At 51.2% G+C, this 17,453-nt stretch carries 16 protein-coding genes; 4 read left to right on the top strand and 12 right to left on the bottom strand.

The window, feature by feature from the left end:
* Positions 1-70: 70 nt before the first annotated feature.
* The 12 genes from H144_RS0113030 to ligA form a co-directional block, all read right to left on the bottom strand.
* Positions 71-1,666 carry a peptide chain release factor 3 gene (locus H144_RS0113030; protein ID WP_019942514.1) on the bottom strand — a complete coding sequence of 532 codons (1,596 nt, stop codon included), beginning with the start codon at positions 1,664-1,666 and terminating at the stop codon, positions 71-73.
* 147 nt (positions 1,667-1,813) lie between these two features.
* Entirely contained in the window at positions 1,814-2,425 is a 612-nt protein-coding gene (locus H144_RS0113025; RefSeq protein ID WP_019942513.1) for an inorganic pyrophosphatase, read from the bottom strand.
* Between the two features lie 60 nt (positions 2,426-2,485).
* The gene (locus tag H144_RS0113020; protein ID WP_026350662.1) at positions 2,486-3,457 is read right to left on the bottom strand and encodes a glycosyltransferase family 2 protein; all 972 of its coding nucleotides are present in this window, start codon (positions 3,455-3,457) and stop codon (positions 2,486-2,488) included.
* Positions 3,458-3,517: 60 nt separating this feature from the next.
* Positions 3,518-4,240, bottom strand: a complete 723-nt coding sequence (locus H144_RS0113015) for a tRNA1(Val) (adenine(37)-N6)-methyltransferase (protein WP_019942511.1) — start codon at positions 4,238-4,240, stop codon at positions 3,518-3,520.
* Positions 4,241-4,248: 8 nt separating this feature from the next.
* Positions 4,249-4,881, bottom strand: coding sequence for a ribonuclease H1 domain-containing protein (locus tag H144_RS0113010; protein ID WP_019942510.1), 633 nt, complete (start codon positions 4,879-4,881; stop codon positions 4,249-4,251).
* 226 nt (positions 4,882-5,107) lie between these two features.
* Positions 5,108-6,340 (bottom strand): peptidase T, encoded by a 1,233-nt coding sequence (gene pepT / locus H144_RS0113005; RefSeq protein ID WP_026350661.1) that lies wholly within the window; start codon positions 6,338-6,340, stop codon positions 5,108-5,110.
* A 30-nt stretch (positions 6,341-6,370) separates the two neighbouring features.
* On the bottom strand, positions 6,371-6,835 hold the full coding sequence (locus tag H144_RS0113000; protein WP_019942508.1) for a pyrophosphohydrolase domain-containing protein: 465 nt from the start codon (positions 6,833-6,835) through the stop codon (positions 6,371-6,373).
* Between the two features lie 55 nt (positions 6,836-6,890).
* Complete coding sequence (locus tag H144_RS0112995) at positions 6,891-7,460, bottom strand: MarC family protein (RefSeq protein ID WP_019942507.1); 570 nt, start codon at positions 7,458-7,460, stop codon at positions 6,891-6,893.
* A gap of 95 nt (positions 7,461-7,555) precedes the next feature.
* The gene (locus H144_RS0112990; protein ID WP_019942506.1) at positions 7,556-8,269 is read right to left on the bottom strand and encodes an NUDIX hydrolase; all 714 of its coding nucleotides are present in this window, start codon (positions 8,267-8,269) and stop codon (positions 7,556-7,558) included.
* 61 nt (positions 8,270-8,330) lie between these two features.
* Positions 8,331-9,401 carry an aminotransferase class V-fold PLP-dependent enzyme gene (locus H144_RS0112985; protein ID WP_019942505.1) on the bottom strand — a complete coding sequence of 357 codons (1,071 nt, stop codon included), beginning with the start codon at positions 9,399-9,401 and terminating at the stop codon, positions 8,331-8,333.
* Between the two features lie 172 nt (positions 9,402-9,573).
* Positions 9,574-10,464, bottom strand: coding sequence for a 4-hydroxy-tetrahydrodipicolinate synthase (gene dapA, locus H144_RS0112980; protein WP_019942504.1), 891 nt, complete (start codon positions 10,462-10,464; stop codon positions 9,574-9,576).
* A 65-nt stretch (positions 10,465-10,529) separates the two neighbouring features.
* Positions 10,530-12,617: an NAD-dependent DNA ligase LigA gene (gene ligA / locus H144_RS0112975; protein WP_019942503.1), complete on the bottom strand. Its 2,088-nt coding sequence runs from the start codon at positions 12,615-12,617 to the stop codon at positions 10,530-10,532.
* A gap of 180 nt (positions 12,618-12,797) precedes the next feature.
* Between ligA and H144_RS0112970 the strand changes: the two genes are divergently transcribed.
* The 4 genes from H144_RS0112970 to H144_RS0112955 all read left to right on the top strand — a co-directional run bounded on the left by H144_RS0112970 (position 12,798) and on the right by H144_RS0112955 (position 17,433).
* Positions 12,798-13,322: a Uma2 family endonuclease gene (locus tag H144_RS0112970; protein WP_019942502.1), complete on the top strand. Its 525-nt coding sequence runs from the start codon at positions 12,798-12,800 to the stop codon at positions 13,320-13,322.
* Positions 13,323-13,383: 61 nt separating this feature from the next.
* A complete protein-coding gene (gene rpe / locus H144_RS0112965) occupies positions 13,384-14,031 on the top strand; it encodes a ribulose-phosphate 3-epimerase (RefSeq protein WP_019942501.1) in 648 nt (215 codons plus the stop codon).
* 23 nt (positions 14,032-14,054) lie between these two features.
* Positions 14,055-15,341, top strand: coding sequence for an apiosidase-like domain-containing protein (locus tag H144_RS0112960; protein WP_229207895.1), 1,287 nt, complete (start codon positions 14,055-14,057; stop codon positions 15,339-15,341).
* Between the two features lie 70 nt (positions 15,342-15,411).
* Positions 15,412-17,433 (top strand): OmpA family protein, encoded by a 2,022-nt coding sequence (locus H144_RS0112955; protein ID WP_063826389.1) that lies wholly within the window; start codon positions 15,412-15,414, stop codon positions 17,431-17,433.
* The last annotated feature ends 20 nt before the right edge of the window (positions 17,434-17,453 follow it).

Raw genomic sequence — 17,453 nt, 5'->3', positions numbered from 1 at the left:
AAACAGGCTGCCTCGTGATGAAGCAGCCTGTTTTGTTAGTGCCAGGGATATTGAACACGCTAAATCACCCTCAAAGCGCCATTTCCGTCTTAAATTCCGAGGTGAAATGGAAGTGGATAGCCGGGTTGTTTTCGCGGTTCATGCGGATCATCCACTCTGATTCGGCAAGGAAAACGGGGTTGCGGTCCTTATCAAAGGCGATTTGGTTGCCTTTGAGGCGGATGAATTGGTCCATTGCCGGCTTTTCGTCGGCAGTTAGCCAGCAGGCGCGGGAGATGTTCATCGGCACCCAGCGGCATTTGGCGCCGTATTCGTGTTCGAGGCGGTACTGGATTACGTCGAACTGGAGTTCTCCAACGGTGCCTACGACTTTTCTATTACCCAAATCGAGGGTGAAAAGCTGCGCTACCCCTTCGTCGGTAAGCTGCTGGATACCCTTTTCCAATTGTTTGGATTTCATCGGGTCCATATTGATCAGCTCCTTGAATATCTCGGGCGAGAAGCTTGGGATACCGGAGAATTGCAGGTTTTCGCCTTCGGTCAATGTATCGCCGATTTTGAAGTTACCGGTGTCGTACAACCCGACCACATCGCCGGGGAAGCCTTCTTCCATCACGCTCTTGTCCGACGCCATGAATGTAAACGGGCTCGAAAAGCGGACGTCCTTACCCAAACGAACGTGTTTATAGAACTTACCTCTCTCGAATTTACCCGAGCAAATGCGGAGGAACGCAATGCGGTCGCGGTGGCGGGGGTCGAGGTTGGCGTGGATTTTAAATACAAAACCCGTGAATTTCGGCTCGGTCGGCTCAACCTCACGCACGTCGGTCGGGCGCGGCTGCGGGATAGGTGAAATATCGCAGAACGTATCGAGCAATTCCTTGATACCGAAGTTATTGATCGCACTACCGAAGAACACCGGTGCCAGCTGGCCTTTTTGATAAGCTTCTTCCGAGAATACGTCGTAAACACCTTCCACGAGTTCAACGTCTTCGGTTAGCTGCCCGGCGTCCTTTTCACCAAGCAATTCCGAAAGATTCTCATCGTCCAGGTTCACTTTGGCTACATCACTTTCAATTTTCGTCTTATTGATCTTGAAGAAATACAGCATTTGCTCGTACAAGCTGTAAACGCCTTTGAAATTGGCTCCCATATTGATCGGCCACGTCAGCGGGCGCACGCGGATATTCAGCTTGCTTTCCAGCTCATCGAGCAGTTCGAACGGGTTCTGTCCTTCGCGGTCGAGCTTGTTGATGAACACGATCACCGGCGTATTCCGCATCCGGCACACCTCCATCAGTCGCTCGGTTTGCTCTTCGACGCCCTTCACGCAGTCCACCACGAGGATGACGCTGTCGACGGCCGTCAATGTGCGGTAAGTATCTTCGGCAAAGTCCTTGTGACCCGGCGTATCGAGGATGTTGATCAGCAGGTCCTTGTATTCAAATGTCATGACCGACGTCGCCACGGAAATACCCCGCTGCTTCTCGATTTCCATAAAGTCGGAAGTCGCCGTCTTTTTGATTTTATTGGATTTCACTGCGCCCGCCGTCTGGATCGCACCGCCGAAAAGGAGCAGCTTTTCCGTCAATGTGGTTTTCCCGGCATCGGGGTGACTGATGATCGCAAACGTCCGGCGTTTCTTAATTTCTTGTAAATTACTCATATATGCCTGGCAGCGAGTGCCAAATGGTTGGTCAAAATTTGCGCAAAGATACGAATTAAAAAAAGCCGCCCCTAGCAGGAACGGCCCTAAATTCCACCGGGCTAATGGATACTCATCCGATAACCGGCGTTATAATGCTGTGTCGATTCAATAGTAAGAATGCTTGTAATCTTCTACCGAAGTAAGGATCACTTCATGCGCTTCTTCCTTGCCATACACATTGGTAATTTCAATGTGCGCCTTTTCGCCCGGCAGGTTTTTGTAAGTCAGGAAGTAGTGCTTCAAGCGCTCAACGATACCGTCCGGCAGCTCACTCAGGTCGTTGAACTGACCATATACTTCGTCGCCTTTGAGCACCGCGATGATCTTGTCATCCGCCTCGCCGCCATCGATCAGACGGATACCGCCGATGGGTTTCGCTTCGCACATGATGTTACCGTGCGAAATGATTTTTTCGCACAATACAATGATATCCAGCGGGTCACCATCGCCTTCGGTCACATCGCGACCGGAACGCTCTCTTGCCAATGCAGCGATTTTGTCGGCGCAATAGGTTTTGGGGATGAAGCCGTACAATGCGGGAACAATGTTCGAATATTTCTGAGGGCGGTCGATTTTGAGGTAACCGGTCGCCTTGTCAATTTCGTATTTTACGGTATCGGTAGGAACAATCTCAATAAATGCAGTCACTAGTTCGGGTGCTTTGTCACCCATCGGAATTCCGTGCCACGGATGTGCTTTGTGTACGTTAGCGATCATTAGTTGTGTAATAGGTAATAACTTTTAAACTTAAATACGTTGAATACAAATCTTGATTTTCTACAATCCTGCCCTTTCAGCAATAGTATAATCCCCTGTCTTTGAAACAGATTGCTTCACAAACAATTCACCCAAAAATCCTGCGAGAAATAATTGAGAACCTACCATAATCGCTACCAACGCGAGAAAGAACATCGGGTTTTCAGTAACATTCCGATAGGGCAGTAAATTGTAAATGTTATAAATCTTTTTTCCGATCAGCCACACAGCTATAAGGCTTCCAAGAAAAAACATAAGGGTTCCCAGACTGCCGAACAAATGCATCGGCCTTCGTCCAAACTTATTCACAAAGGCGATCGAAAGCAAATCCAGGAAGCCAAAAATGAACCGTTCGAGGCCGAATTTTGTGTGACCGTACTTGCGCGCGCGATGTTGCACCACCTTCTCGCCGATCCTGGCAAAACCATTCCATTTCGCGATCACCGGAATGTACCGGTGCATCTCTCCATAAATAGTGATATTTTTCACCACATCCTTGCGGTAAGCCTTTAAGCCACAGTTGAAGTCGTGCAGGTAAACGCCCGAGATCTGCCTTGTGGCCGCGTTGAAAAGCTTCGTCGGGATAGTCTTCGTAATGGGGTCGTAACGCTTCTTTTTCCAACCCGAAATCAGGTCGTAACGGTCGTTGACGATCATGCTGTACAGCTCCGGAATCTCGTCGGGACTGTCCTGCAAATCGGCATCCATCGTGATCACCACATTGCCTCTTACCGCCTGAAAACCGGTTTGCAATGCAGCCGTTTTACCATAATTCCGCACAAACCGCATTCCGCGTACATTCGGATTCTCCTGCGAAAGCCGCTGGATCACTTCCCACGACCCGTCCCTGCTGCCATCGTCCATGAAGAGCACTTCGTAGGTGAAGCGGTTCTCGTCCATTACCCGGGCAATCCATTCGCAAAGCTCCGGCAACGACTCTTCTTCATTATAAAGCGGGATAACAACGGAAATCTGGATAGCTTGGTCGGTCATGTACGGTTTCAGTGACAATGCTTTGCCGGTAATTTGCCGCAAAGTTCGTGTTTTTCCTGATCAAAATTTCAAATAAAAAGCTTTTAGCAATTCCCTGAAACGCCGGTCGTGGGTAACACCATCCTGCTCATAAATGCACAGATCGTCCTCAACGTGCACATTATGAGCAAATTCGGGCCGTTGGAATAGCATCAGCAACCGGAATGCTTTTTTGTCTTCCTGGTGAAACAAAGTCATTTTGCGCGTCAGTTTCCAGCCGGCTTGTGCCGCTTTTTCTGCGAAGCGCTCGCCTTCGTCGACGGGAAAAAGAATATTGAATTTACCCTCCGGCTTCAACAGCCTTTCGATAGCCACCAGCAATTCCTCAAAATCAAGCGATTTGGCGTGATGCGCGATGTTCTTTTTGTCGATCGGCGACAGCAGGTCCGACTGGAAAAACGGCGGATTGGTAATAACCACATCATATAAATGGTCCGATACAAACTCCTGCACGGCCGAATGAAAAAGGGTAATCCGGTCGTGAAACGGGCTTTGCTCCACATTTTCGCCCGCCTGGTAAAATGCTTCCGCATCGATTTCCACGGCATCGATCATCGCGTACGAGTTGCGCTGTGCGACCATAAGCGACAGCAGGCCCGTGCCCGCGCCGATATCGAGAATGCGATCGGCATCTTCCACATCCGCCCATGCGCCGAGCACGCAGGCATCGGTACACACTTTCATGGCGCATTGGTCCTGCCGGATGGTAAACTGCTTGAACCGGAAATGGGCGTTGCGAGGCATCTTATATCTTATTTTCGTCCAAAATCAGCCGGGTTTTCCCCCCAATATTCCGTCTCCCACTTCAATATTTTATTCGGGTAAGTGTTGGTGGCCAGCCAGCGCTCGGCGCGTTGCAGCATTTCGAACAACGGCTTGTTGCGGGGCGTCAGTGCCAGTTTGGTATTCGCATGTTTCTTTTTAATCCACGCCATCGCCGTTTTGGAATCCGTATAGATCGGCAGGTCGCTTTCTTTCTTCTGCAAATAAGCCAATGCATGCACGATGGCCAAAAACTCGCCGATGTTGTTCGTGCCGTCTTTAAATGGCCCCTGCAAAAAAATGCGGTCGCCGGTCGCGTAGTACACACCCTGGTATTCCATGTCGCCCGTGGCGGTGTTCCACGCTGCATCTACGGCAATGCTGTTTTTAATCGGTCGTCCTACGTTAGCAGGCGGCTCCTGCACGGCTGGTTTGGAGTCCTTTTTGGCCACAAATTCCCAGTAGTTCCGCTGAATGGCCGCTTCGGCTTCCTGCAAAGATTCAAACGACTTGTAGCGCGCATCCTCAAAGCCTTTAATCTGCGCCTCGCATTCCTTCCAATCGGTAAAAACCCCGGTTTTCCGGCCTTGCCACACTACGTAATATTTGGTCTTTTTAGACACGAATGCTCCTTTTTATTAACTATTAATGTATTTGTCAGGTATGGTCAGGTATGGTCAGGTGTAGTCAGGTGTAGTCAGGTTTGGTCAGGTGTGGTCAGGTGTAGTCAGGTGTGGTCAGGTGTAGTCAGGTGTAGTCAGGTTTGGTCAGGTGTGGTCAGGAAGTCTTTAACTGAGACAAACCTATGACAATACATGACTACGCTTGACTATAAATGACCACACCTGACTACTTTTCCACCCAAACGCCCGCCAAGCTGACGATAACGTCAACCGCCTTCTCCATATCCTGCACCGATACCCATTCCAGCTTCGAATGAAATGCATGTTCGCCGGCGAAAATATTCGGGCATGGGAGGCCCATGAATGACAGCCGGGAACCGTCCGTACCGCCGCGGATGCTGCGCTGGATCGGGTTCAGGCCCACCCTTTTCATCGCCTCCAATGCATTCTGGATCACTTCGGGATGCTGGTCGAGCACCTCCTTCATGTTCCGGTATTGCTCCTGCACTTTAAATTCCGCCGTCGATTGAGGATATTCCTGCAAAACATCATCCACAATGCCTCTCAGTAATGCTTCTTTCTCGTGCAGACCGGCGACGGTAAAATCGCGGATAATGAAGCTCAAAACCGCTTTTTCCTGAATACCTTCCATTTGCACCGGGTGGATAAATCCTTCCTTGTCCTGCGTAGTTTCCGGCGAAAGTTTATTCTTCGGCAAGCGAGCGAGTATTTCGGCTGCGATTTTCAATGCATTTTCCAGCTTGCCGATCGCATAGCCCGGATGTGTGCTTACGCCGTAAATGGTAATTTTCACACCATCGGCAGAAAACGTCTCGTCTTCCAGCGTTCCAATCGCTTCTCCATCTACCGTGTAGCCGAAGTCGGCTCCCAGTTTCTGTAAATCTACTTTTTCTGTCCCTCGACCCACCTCCTCGTCCGGCGTGAAAAGGATTTTAATGTCGCCGTGTTTCAAATGCGGGTTGGCCAGCAAATGCTCGGCAGCCGCCATGATTTCGGCCACGCCCGCCTTGTTATCGGCCCCCAGTAATGTAGTACCGCTGGCAGTAACAATGTCGTTTCCGATCTGCTGGTCAAGGTCGTGCAGTTCCCCTATTCTCAAAACCTGCGAATGATCGTCCGGCAGGATAATGTCCGAGCCGTCCCAGTTTCGGTGAACGATCGGTTTTACGTTTTCACCCGTTACGTCCGGCGAAGTATCCACGTGCGAGCAAAAGCAAATCACCGGTATGTCTTTCCGATCGGAATTCGACGGGATCGTCGCGTAAACATACCCATGTTCATCCACATGCGCGTCCGCCACGCCCAACGCACGAAGCTCTTCGGCGAGCAGGTTGCTCAGGTTACGCTGCTTGGCCGTGCTGGGAAAGGTCTCCGAATTAGGGTCCGATTGTGTATCGATTTGCACATATCGCAGAAATCGTTCAAGAACAGAGCTCATAATGAGTCGATTGAATTTATTAGAATACGATTAACCGATGATCGACGCCAGATCGGCAGGCGAGTAATTGATATTCTTCAAAGTCTTATCGTCGGCCGTGCGGTACACGAGGTATTTGCCATTGTCCTCTTTGAAATAGCAATCCGTACCTTTCGCCTGGTAGTGTGCCACGGTTGCTTCGGCTTCTTCCACCGAGTTGCAGGCTTTCGACATATTCGAACGCTGCACTTCATCGAACAACGTGCGGAATTTTTCGCCCAAACCGAATTCCAGCACCGCGCCCGACAACACATATTGCAGGTCGCAAAGCGCGTCGGCCACTTCTACAATGTCCTTTTCGAGGATTGCCACTTCCAGCTCCTTCAACTCCTCGGCCAGCAATGCCACGCGCAGGCGGCTTCGTTCTTCGGAGGGGATCGTCGGGGTTTCCAGGATCGGGTGTTTGAAAGTTCTGTGAAAATCCGCGACTTGGTTAAGGCTATCCAGTTGTTGCATTGTTAATTTGATTTAAAAATTTGTCTTGATATAAAAAACGGCGACCCGTGCGCCACTACATCGAAAGGTTGGTTTTGAACAATTTGATGGAAATTGCCAGCAAAATGATACCGAAAACCTTGCGGAGAATGTCGGTACCGCCCTGGCCCAGCTTCCTTTCCAGCCAGTTCGATGATTTTAATACGAGGTAAATAAAAAAGAGGTTCAGCACGATGCCGACCAGGATATTCTGGATCTGGTAGGTCGAACGGAGCGACAGCAATGTGGTCATCGTAGCCGCTCCCGCGATCATCGGGAACGCAATAGGCACAATGGACGCCACGCCCACATCGACATTACCGTGCTTGAAAATATCCCTGCCCAAAATCATTTCGAGCCCAAGCAGGAACAGAATAATGGCCCCGGCAATGGCGAAAGAGGCGATATCGACGCCGAAAAGGCTAAGCAATCTTTCTCCCAAAAACAAAAAGATCACCATGATCAGACCAGCCACAATCGTCGTTTTCTCCGACTCGATCTTGCCCAGTTTCCGCCGGAAATCGACGATAATCGGCAATGAGCCAAGCACATCGATCACCGAAAAGAGGATCAGCGTGACGGAGATGATTTCCTTGAAATTGAACATGGGCTTACACTTTGGGGCGTTTCGATCCCGCAAAGTTGCTCAAAACCGACTGCTTACACAACCTCAAAAACCGATGATCGTGAAAATAGCGGCGGCTATGAAGCGCTTCCCGGCAGGAAGTTCAGGAATGTATTGAACTGCTTTTTATACTTCTCTTCGTCGATTTTGTAAAAGAATGCGCCTTTTTTGGAATAGCCTTTCTGCTTCTCGTCCAGTTTAATCAACAGATTGGTAGACAACAATTTACGGCTAAAATTCCGCTTATCGAGCTCCGTACCGAAAATAGCCTCGTACAGTTTCTGCAACTGCGGAATCGTGAATTTCTCCGGCAGCAATTCAAAGCCGATCGGGTGCTGAGAGGCCTTGTAACGCAAATGCTGGATCGCCATATCGACCATCACACCATGATCGAAAAGCAGCTTCGGCAGTTCCTGCATCGAAAACCACTGTGCCTCGAAATTTTTGGAAATCTTGTGGTCGTAGTCTTCCACATTGATCAATGCAAAATAGGCCACCGAGACCGTCCTTTCCACCGGGTCGCGGCGGGGGCTGCCGAACGTGTGCAATTGTTCGAGGTAAATGTCCGTCAGATTGGTGAGCTCGAAAAGAATGCGGGAAGAGGCGCCTTCGAGGCTTTCGTCGGGCTGCACCCACCCGCCCATGAGCGACCACGTATGGTGCTCTTCCTCAATGCCCCTTTTTACCAGCAACAGTTTCAGTTCTTCGCCGTCAAAACCAAAAATAATCGAATCCAGCGCGACCAGACATTTGGTCTGGGCCTGGTATTGCTTTAAAATATCTAATCGCACAACTAGTAAGCCGCAGGTGAGTGGATTTGTTTTTAGTTATAAATACAAGGAAAGCCATTTACTACTCATTCGCCCCATTTGGCGCCATTTTTACCAAAAATGCTTTCAGTATCGCGATTTCCTCGTCGCTGATCGCCGGGAAATTGGCAATGCGGAAACTCGTCTCCTTCTCCTTGCCGTACCCGTTGCCCAACACAATGCCTTCGTTTTTAGCCGCTTTTTTCAGGACGGCGACGCGTTCTTTCGTCTCGCGCACGGCAATGACGGTGTCCGAACGCACGGCCGTATTTTCCGCCACCAGCGCATAACCGTTTTCGAGCAGGAAAGCGTACCATTCCTGCGCGCGCCGGCGCGTCTGTTTGTCCACCTCCTTGATGGCCGGCACTTGCTGCATCACTTTTCCCAGCAGGTAAATGCCGAGAATATTGGGCGTGAACGGCGTCTGGAACTTCAAAAAGTTGTCACGAATAAACAGCAGGCTGTTATAATGCTTCCGCTCGCCCACCTGGATCGCCCGCTCGATGGCTTTCGGCGAAACGATCATGACCGCGAGCCCGGCAGGCAGGCCAAAGCATTTCTGCACCGACGCATACCAGATATCCGCGTTTTCCCAAGGCAAATTCACGCCCGCCATCGACGACGTGGCATCCACGGCAATGAGGTTATCGACTTTTTTACGAATGTCAAGCAAAAAATCCTCCGGGACTTTGGTGCCGTTCGACGTTTCGTTATGGGTAACACATATGAGTTCATTGCGTGAAAAAACGGCTGAACGGTCCATGAGCAACGTCTCGTTCAGCCCGAAAGAAGCGTCGCTGGTGCGGAGCGAAATGCGGTGGGTATACTCCATCCATTTTTCCCCGAATGCGCCATTGTATATATGCAAGCTCGAATCGATCAGGAGCGACTGCGCGATGATTTCCCAGCATTCCGTCGCCGACGACACGAAATAGACCTCATAACCGGCCGGCACGTCGAGCTTCACTTTCAGATCGGCGATTGTTTGTTCCAGCAACTGCATGAAGCCCTCGCTGCGGTGATTGGAGCTGATGAGCCCGCTGGCAAATGCTTCGGAAATATGTTGTTCGACCTGCGGATAAACCTTGCTGGGCCCTGGGTAAAACGTAATCATAACATTTCGCTTTTGGTTTAAAACAAAACATCACAGGTCGGAATTAAATCCCCAAACCTGTGATGCCTGAAATATAAATTGAAAGCCGGAATACCCAAATCTCAACACCCAACCATTGCAAACCACAAATGACTACGAATGACTCACTTGACTAGTCCTGACTTTTTTCTTGTCACATAAACCCTTCCCGTACCATTGCCTTTTCCAGCTTCTCACCCAGTTCTTTCGAAGCTTTCAGCAACGGCAAACGCACGTCCGAGCTGCAAATGCCTTTGATTTCCAGGCATTTCTTGATGCCTACCGGATTCGATTCGATGTAGAGCAGTGTATCGAATTCGAGGAATGCGAGTTGCAATCTCGCGGCGTCTTTGAAACGGCCTTCCAGTGCAGCCCAGGTAAGCTCGCGGAATTCCTTCGGGAATGCATTGGCAATCACCGAGATCACACCGTGCCAGCCTACACTTACCATCGTCGTTACCAGATTATCGTCGCCCGAAAGCAGCAGGAAGTCTTCCGGCGCGCGTGAAGCGAGTTCCATGCTTTGTTCGAGGCTGCCGCCGGCGTCTTTGATACCGATGATATTCGGATGCGCCGCCAGTTTCACGATCGTATCCGCTTTCATATTGATTACCGTACGGCCAGGTACATTATACAAAAGGACCGGAACAGGTGAAGCGTCGGCGATGGCCGTAAAATGGGCGATAATGCCTTCCTGCGTCGGTTTGTTGTAATAAGGACATACCGAGAGGATAGCGTCCACGCCCGTGAAGTCGGTCTCCTTAATGGTATTCAGTACTTCCTGGGTATTGTTGCTTCCGACACCGTAAACGATCGGCAGCTTTTTGTAGTTGTTCTTTATTGTAAATGCCAGGATATCACGCTTTTCCTTCGAGAAAACTGTTGGCGACTCGCCTGTTGTTCCTTGTACTACCAGGTAGTCCGTACCACCTTCCGTTACCAGTTCGATCAGTCTTTTCAGACCCGGGTAATCAATCTCATTCTGTTCATCAAAAGGTGTGATCAGCGCGGCCCCTACCCCTTTGAAACGTTGGTCCAATGGCATTATTTACTTATATAATTGTTAGATTTTAAAACACAAAGTTAGCCTTCCGGGGCTATATTATTTACTTAATTTCCAATCATTGCTAAAAATTCTTCCTCGGAGATGATCGTAACGCCGAGCTTACGGGCTTTTTCGAGCTTGGAAGGTCCCATATTGGCCCCAGCGAGCAGGTAATTGAGCTTCCCGGACACGCCGCTCAGTACCTTTCCGCCATTCGCCTCGATCTTTTCTTTGAGCTCATCGCGCTCGAAATTTTCGAAAACCCCGGAAATGACGAACGTCTTGCCTTCCAGCAGGTCGCTTTCGATTTCAACCGGCTTCTCGTCGCTTTCCATTTGCAAACCAGCCCGCTCCAATCGCTCAACGAGCAACTGATTTTCCGGTACGCTGAAAAACGATTCGATACTCAATGCAATGCGACCGCCGATTTCGGGTACGGCCGTAAGCTGGTCGTACGTAGCTGCGCGCAATGCCTGCATGGATTTGAAATAGGCTGCCAGCTTTTCCGCCACCGTTTGCCCCACGAACCGGATACCCAAGGCGAAGAGCACATTTTTGAATGGCACCGTACGCGACAGGTCAATGCCTTTCAGAATGTTATCCACCGTTTTTTCACGGAAGCTGATCTTCTTCACCTTGCCGGTTTCTTCGTTCAGCAGGTTCTTTTCCAGGCCGAGCAGCTTGTCGTAGTTCAGGTCGTACAGGTCCGCGGGGGTGCGCACAAGGTCCAGATCGAACAGCAGTTCTATTTTACCTTCCCCCAAACTTTCGATATTCATCGCTTTGCGGTGGATGAAATGCTCGATGCGGCCTTTCAGCTGCGGCGGGCAATGGCTGTCGTTCGGGCAGAAGAATGCGACCTCGCCTTCATTACGCTGCAATTCGGAGTTGCATTCGGGGCAATGCGTCGGGAAGATGATCGGCTCGGTGTCGTACTTCTCACGCTGCGAAATGTCCACGCCGGTAATTTTCGGGATGATCTCGCCGCTTTTCTCCACGAAAACCGTGTCGCCGAGGCGGATACCCAGCCTTTCGAGCTCATTGGCATTGTGCAGTGTGGCGCGCTTCACACGCGTGCCCGACAAATGCACGCCTTTCACCTGGTTATAAGGCAATGCGCGCTCGGTAAGGTCGCACAGGTTAGCCACCGGCGTCACGGCGCCCGTTCGGCCCACCTGGTAAGTGACCATCCGCAGCACGGCCGGTTTGTTTTCTGCCTTGTATTTGTAGGAAATAGCCCAGCGCGGGCTTTTAGCCGTGAAACCAAGTTCCCGCTGCTGTTCAAACGAATTGATTTTGACCACGATACCGTCCGTAGCCAGCGGCAAATGCGCCCGTTTTTCTTCCCATTCGTGAATGTAGGCGATCACCTCGTCGATATTCGAGACCTTTTTCCAGCCCGGCGACACGTTGAAACCCCAGGATTTCAATGCCAGCAAACTTTCCTCGTGGCTTTTGAAAAATTCATGATCCGACAAGAACGAATAAATGTAGCTGTCGAGCCCTCGCCGCGCCGATTCTCCCGAATCCTGTAACTTGAACGAGCCCGAAGCGGCATTGCGGGGATTGGCATACTGGTTCTCGCCCAGCGTTTCCATTTCCTCATTCAGCTTCTGGAAAGAAGACAGGGGCATAAAACCCTCGCCACGGATCTCAAAAACCGGCGGTATATTCTCCGCTTTAACGCGCAACGGCAGTGAACGAATGGTTTTGACATTGTTTGTGATCTCATCGCCGCGCGTACCGTCGCCGCGCGTTACGCCGCGCACGAGGACGCCGTTTTCGTAGGTAAAACTGAGAGAAATCCCGTCGAATTTAAGCTCGCAAATGTATTCGTAAGGCTCGCCGTCGAGCCCGCGGCGCACACGGTCGTCGAAACTGCGCAGCTCGTCCTCATTATAGGTATTGTCGAGCGATAGCATCGGGTAGCGGTGATACACCGTGTTGAACGCCTTGGTAACCGTCCCGCCGACACGCATGGTAGGCGAATCGTCCTGCCTGAACTGCGGATATTCATTTTCCAGGGCCTGCAACTCTTTGAGCAGCTGGTCGAATTCGTAATCCGATATTTCCGACACGCTGTCCTGGTAGTAGCGGTCATTATAAAAATGCAGCTTTTCTGAAAGCTCCTGGATTCTCTGTTCGGGATTCATAGTGGTCACGGCGGCTTAAATGATTCGGCCCAAATTTAAGATTTAATTCAAATTTTGAGCACTCGCAAAAAGATGTGTGACGAAGTGCGGATGCTGTCGTATCAACAGAAGATTCGCATATCAACCACACACTCAGTATGTCGCACATTTTTAGTATTTTCGTTCAAAACGGCCAAGCATATGAAAACCCTGGAACCGCCCATTTACTACAATCCGGACCTGACGCAGATTATCAACGGGGAGGAAATTATGTCGCCTAGCCCGAAAATGCCCCATCAATCGGCTTCAGGAGAACTTTTTCTTCTGTTGGCCAACTACGTCAAGCAAAATAAGCTTGGTCGTGTATTCGCTGCGCCATTCGATGTAATTCTGGAACAGGATTTCAACCACCTGCAACCGGATATTTTCTTCGTATCCAATGCGAACCGGGAGATTATGCAGGACTGGATTCGTGGTGTGCCTGATCTGGTCATCGAAATCGTGTCGCCAGGTTCGAAAAAAATGGATATGGTGATCAAAAAGGGTGTTTATGAAACTTACGGCGTTCCCGAATGCTGGCTTGTGTTTCCCGAAAAAGTTTGCATTGAGATTTATAACCTGGTGGATCGTCGGTACACATTGTCCGGATCATACGCTGATGATGACCGCGTGCGGTTGCAAGTGCTTGATACCCTTTCATTTCCCGTGAATGCAATCAACGAATAACCCGCATTGCCCATAAATTCATTAATTTCGGCCTGACCAATTCAAATTAGATTCTGATTTCATGGCTGAAATTGCCCCTTCCATACTCGCCGCGGACTTTGCAAACCTGCAACGCGACGTCGAAATGATCAATAGCAGTTCCGCGGATTATATTCATGTCGATATCATGGACGGCATGTTCGTCCCCAATATTTCCTTCGGTATCCCCGTTTGCGAAGCCATTCACAAGCATGCCAAAAAGCCGCTCGATGTGCATCTGATGATCGAGCAGCCCGACCGCTACCTCCAGGCATTCCGCAATGCGGGCGCATCGGGCATTACCGTGCATTACGAGGCTTGCCCGCATCTGCACCGGACCATTCAGCATATTAAGGAACTCGGCGCCGAACCTGGAGTCGCGCTCAACCCGCATACGCCCGTGGAAGTCCTGAGTGAGATCATGGGCGATGTGTCGCTGATCCTGATCATGTCGGTGAACCCCGGCTTTGGCGGACAGAAATTCATCGAAAACACCTACCGGAAAGTGGCGACGCTGGATGGCTATCGCAAAAAATTCGGCTACAATTTCAAAATTGAGGTTGATGGGGGCGTGAACCTGGGCAATGCACCTTTGCTGGTGCGCGAGGGCGTGGATATTCTCGTGGCCGGCAGCTTCGTTTTTAATTCTCCCGACCCTACCCAAACGATCGCAGAGCTCGGAAGAAGCTAGCAATCAGGCCAATGCTGACACCCATGAAGATTTCCAAACCGCTGGCATGTGCGTTACTCGCATTATGCAGCCTGCTTGGGGCAGGATTCGCATTCCGGCCGCAAGACCAGGCGCCGCCGCGATTTCCATTGAAAATCAGTCCGAACGGCAGGCACATTACCGACAATAACGGCACGCCGTTCCTGATGGTGGCCGACGTGGCCTGGCAAATGCTGCGAAAGCTGAGCTATGCCGAGGCGGTGCAGTATATGGATAGTCGCAAGGCGCAGTCTTTCAATACGTTCCTCGTGCATTTGCTACCCGCGCTGCCTAACCAGCGGAATTTCAATAAGGTAGCCCCGTTTCTGGACAACAACGACCTGACCAAACCGAACAAAGCCTACTTCGATTACCTGGAAAAGATCGTGATCGCGGCCAGGGAGCGTAACCTGGTAGTGGGCATTGTCGTGTCGCGGCAGAGCTGGAATATCGTTTTTGACACACAAAAAGAGGAAGCCTGGAAAAGCTATGGCACTTACGTGGGCAAACATTTCGCGAAATATCCGAACATCATCTGGATCGTAAGCGAGGAAGAGTACCAGAGCGCGTCGCAGTTCAAGGCGATTTCGGAAGGTATCCGGGCGGAATCGGACGGGCAGATCCTGGCGTCGCTCAACACCTGCTCGCCCACGAGCGTGAACGACAACTCGCCGAACCACTCGGAACTGAAATTCATCATCCCCGACTCCACGGTGACGCCGGCCGAATATGCCGCATTGGCCAATTGGCAAAAAAACTCAGCCGAAGCCGCATTACGCCCGTTCCTGATTGCAAACTCGGAGTTCCCGAAAGAGATCACCGACCAGTCGACGCTCATCCGTAACCAGGCCTACCAGTCGATCCTGAGCTCGGCGGCGGGCTTCTGCCACATGAGTACGATCAAGAACTTTAATCCTACCTGGAAAGTCAATATCACCAAGGACGGGGCGGAATACATTCACCAGCTCGTCAAAATCCTGAAAGGCATTCCGTGGGAATACATGCAGCCCGATTCGCCCGACCTGCTTGTGGACTCGCTCGATAAGGCAGAAATCGGCATCGTTTCCCTTTCCAATAAACGACTGGCGATGCTGTACCTTCCTACGTCGCGGCCCGTACGCCTGGAACTGAAACACCTGGAAGGCAGCGAATTCGGAGCGGTATGGTACAGTCCGCGTACCGGCAAACGCTGGGCGGGCAAAGACCTGAAAGCCGGGGAGGAAGCCGTGGTACAGCCGCCGGATTCGCAGCCGGAATGGGACTGGATACTGCTCATCGGCACGAAGCAGTAGGATTGACATTTTTTTGTATTATTAATATATTACCAGATATTGAATAGCCCGGCCGGTATCTGATCACCCCATGATTTTGAGATTTAAACGCATTCTTTTTGGCCTTTCAATGGCAGTTGCCCCCGTTACAGCGTACTGCCAGGAGGTGTTATGGGCCAATAAGGTGCTGGGCTATTCTTCCGAATACAGGCCGTCCCAGATCGGCCATGCCTACCGCTCCAAACAGATCCTGGGCGTCCCGAGCAAGCTGCCCGACGTCGGCGACAGTCCCTGCGCCTGGTCGCCCGCCGAGCCCGACGGCCGGAACGAGGAGTGGATCAAAGTGGGCTTCGACAAAACCGTTCCCCTGAAACAGATCGCCATTGCCGAGAACTTCAACCCCGGCTCGATCGCCCGCGTGTATGCGTACGACGCGAACGGGAAGGAATACCTCGTGTCCGAAACGCCGGCCGCCCAGCAGATGGTGAAAGGCCGGATGCTGCATATTTTTCCCAAACAGACTATCCAGGCCAATGCCGTGAAACTGGTGTTGCAGCCTAACAAAGTTTCGGGGTTTAACCAGATCGACGCGGTAGCTATTTCAGCGGACGCGACGCCGGTTGAGGCAAAGATCAATTTTGCCGCTACCCAGCTCAAAACGCAGAAGGAAAACATGGGTAAAGCCATTAATTCCAAAGGCCAGGAAGTAGCGCCGATCATTTCGCCGGATGGTAAGACACTTTATTTCACTAGAAACAATTTCGAAGGCAACATCGGCTCGCCCTCGCGCCAGGATGTTTGGTACTCGACATTAAATGACAAGGGACAATGGACGGATGCGCTGAATATCGGCCCGCCGATCAATAATGCGGGAGATAATGCCATTACCAGCATTTCTGCCGACGGAAAAACCATTTACCTGATCAACGAATACCGCCCCGACGGCAGCATGTATTTCGGGTTTTCGCGGTCGTTCAAAACCAAATCGGGATGGGGCTTTCCGAAATCCTCGCGGATTATGAACCTGGTCGGCTCGGCGACTACTATTGAAATTACCGTATCGCCATTCGAAAATGTGCTGATCATGTCCGTGCAGCGGGCGGATTCGGAGGGCGGCAAGGACCTTTACATTTCATTTTTACAAAAAGACAATACCTGGTCGGAGCCGCGTAACCTGGGCAGCGTGATCAATACGGCGGATTATGAGGGAACGCCTTTCCTCGCATTGGACAACAAAACCCTGTATTTTTCCTCGCAGGGGCATGCGGGCTACGGCGAGGGCGACCTTTTCCTCACCCGGCGCCTGGACGACACGTGGCTGAACTGGTCGACGCCCGAGAACCTGGGCCCGGCCATCAATTCGCCGCTTTGGGACGCATTCATCAACATTCCCGCCACGGGCGATTATGCCTATTTCAGCGCCAGTGAAAAGGTGTTGGGCCAGGAAGACATTTTCCGTATCCGCATGACGCCCGAGATCAAGCCCGATCCCGTGGCCGTGGTAACCGGCACCGTGCTGGAAGCGGAAACGAACAAACCCGTCAAGTCCGACATTGCCGCGGACATCAAGAAAACCAATGCCTCATTTGCCACGGCCAGTTTCGATCCGGAAACGGGCGAGTACCGATTAATACTTCCTTTAAAGGAGATTTACCGCATTTCCGCTTCCGGCGAGGGTTATTTCCCGGTGTCGGAGGACATGGACCTGAGCGAAGAAACCAATTTCCGCACCATTCGGAAGAACATCGTCCTGCAACCGATCAAGGCCGGGCAGCAGATCAGGCTGAGCAATACGATGTTTTCACAAAGCAGCGCGGAGGTGATCCCGTCGTCGTTTACCGAGCTGGACCGCATTGCGGAGACGATGAAGACCTACCCTGCGATGGAAATCCTCCTGGAAGGCCATACCGACAACCAGGGCGAAGTCCAAAAAAATGTAAAACTTTCCGCCGACCGCGTGGAGCAGGTGAAGAAGTACCTGCTGGCCAAGGGGATCGACGGCAAGCGCATTCAAACCAAGGCCTGGGGACCGGCACGGCCCATTGCCAGCAACCTTACCGAGCAGACGCGCCAGAAAAACCGCAGAGTAGAGTTTACGATTCTTAAAATCTGAAAAATACCCGGTAACGGGAA

It is taken from the genome of Dyadobacter beijingensis DSM 21582 (assembly GCF_000382205.1).
Taxonomy (GTDB): Bacteria; Bacteroidota; Bacteroidia; order Cytophagales; family Spirosomataceae; genus Dyadobacter; species Dyadobacter beijingensis.
This window is presented reverse-complemented; position numbering and strand designations above follow the sequence as displayed.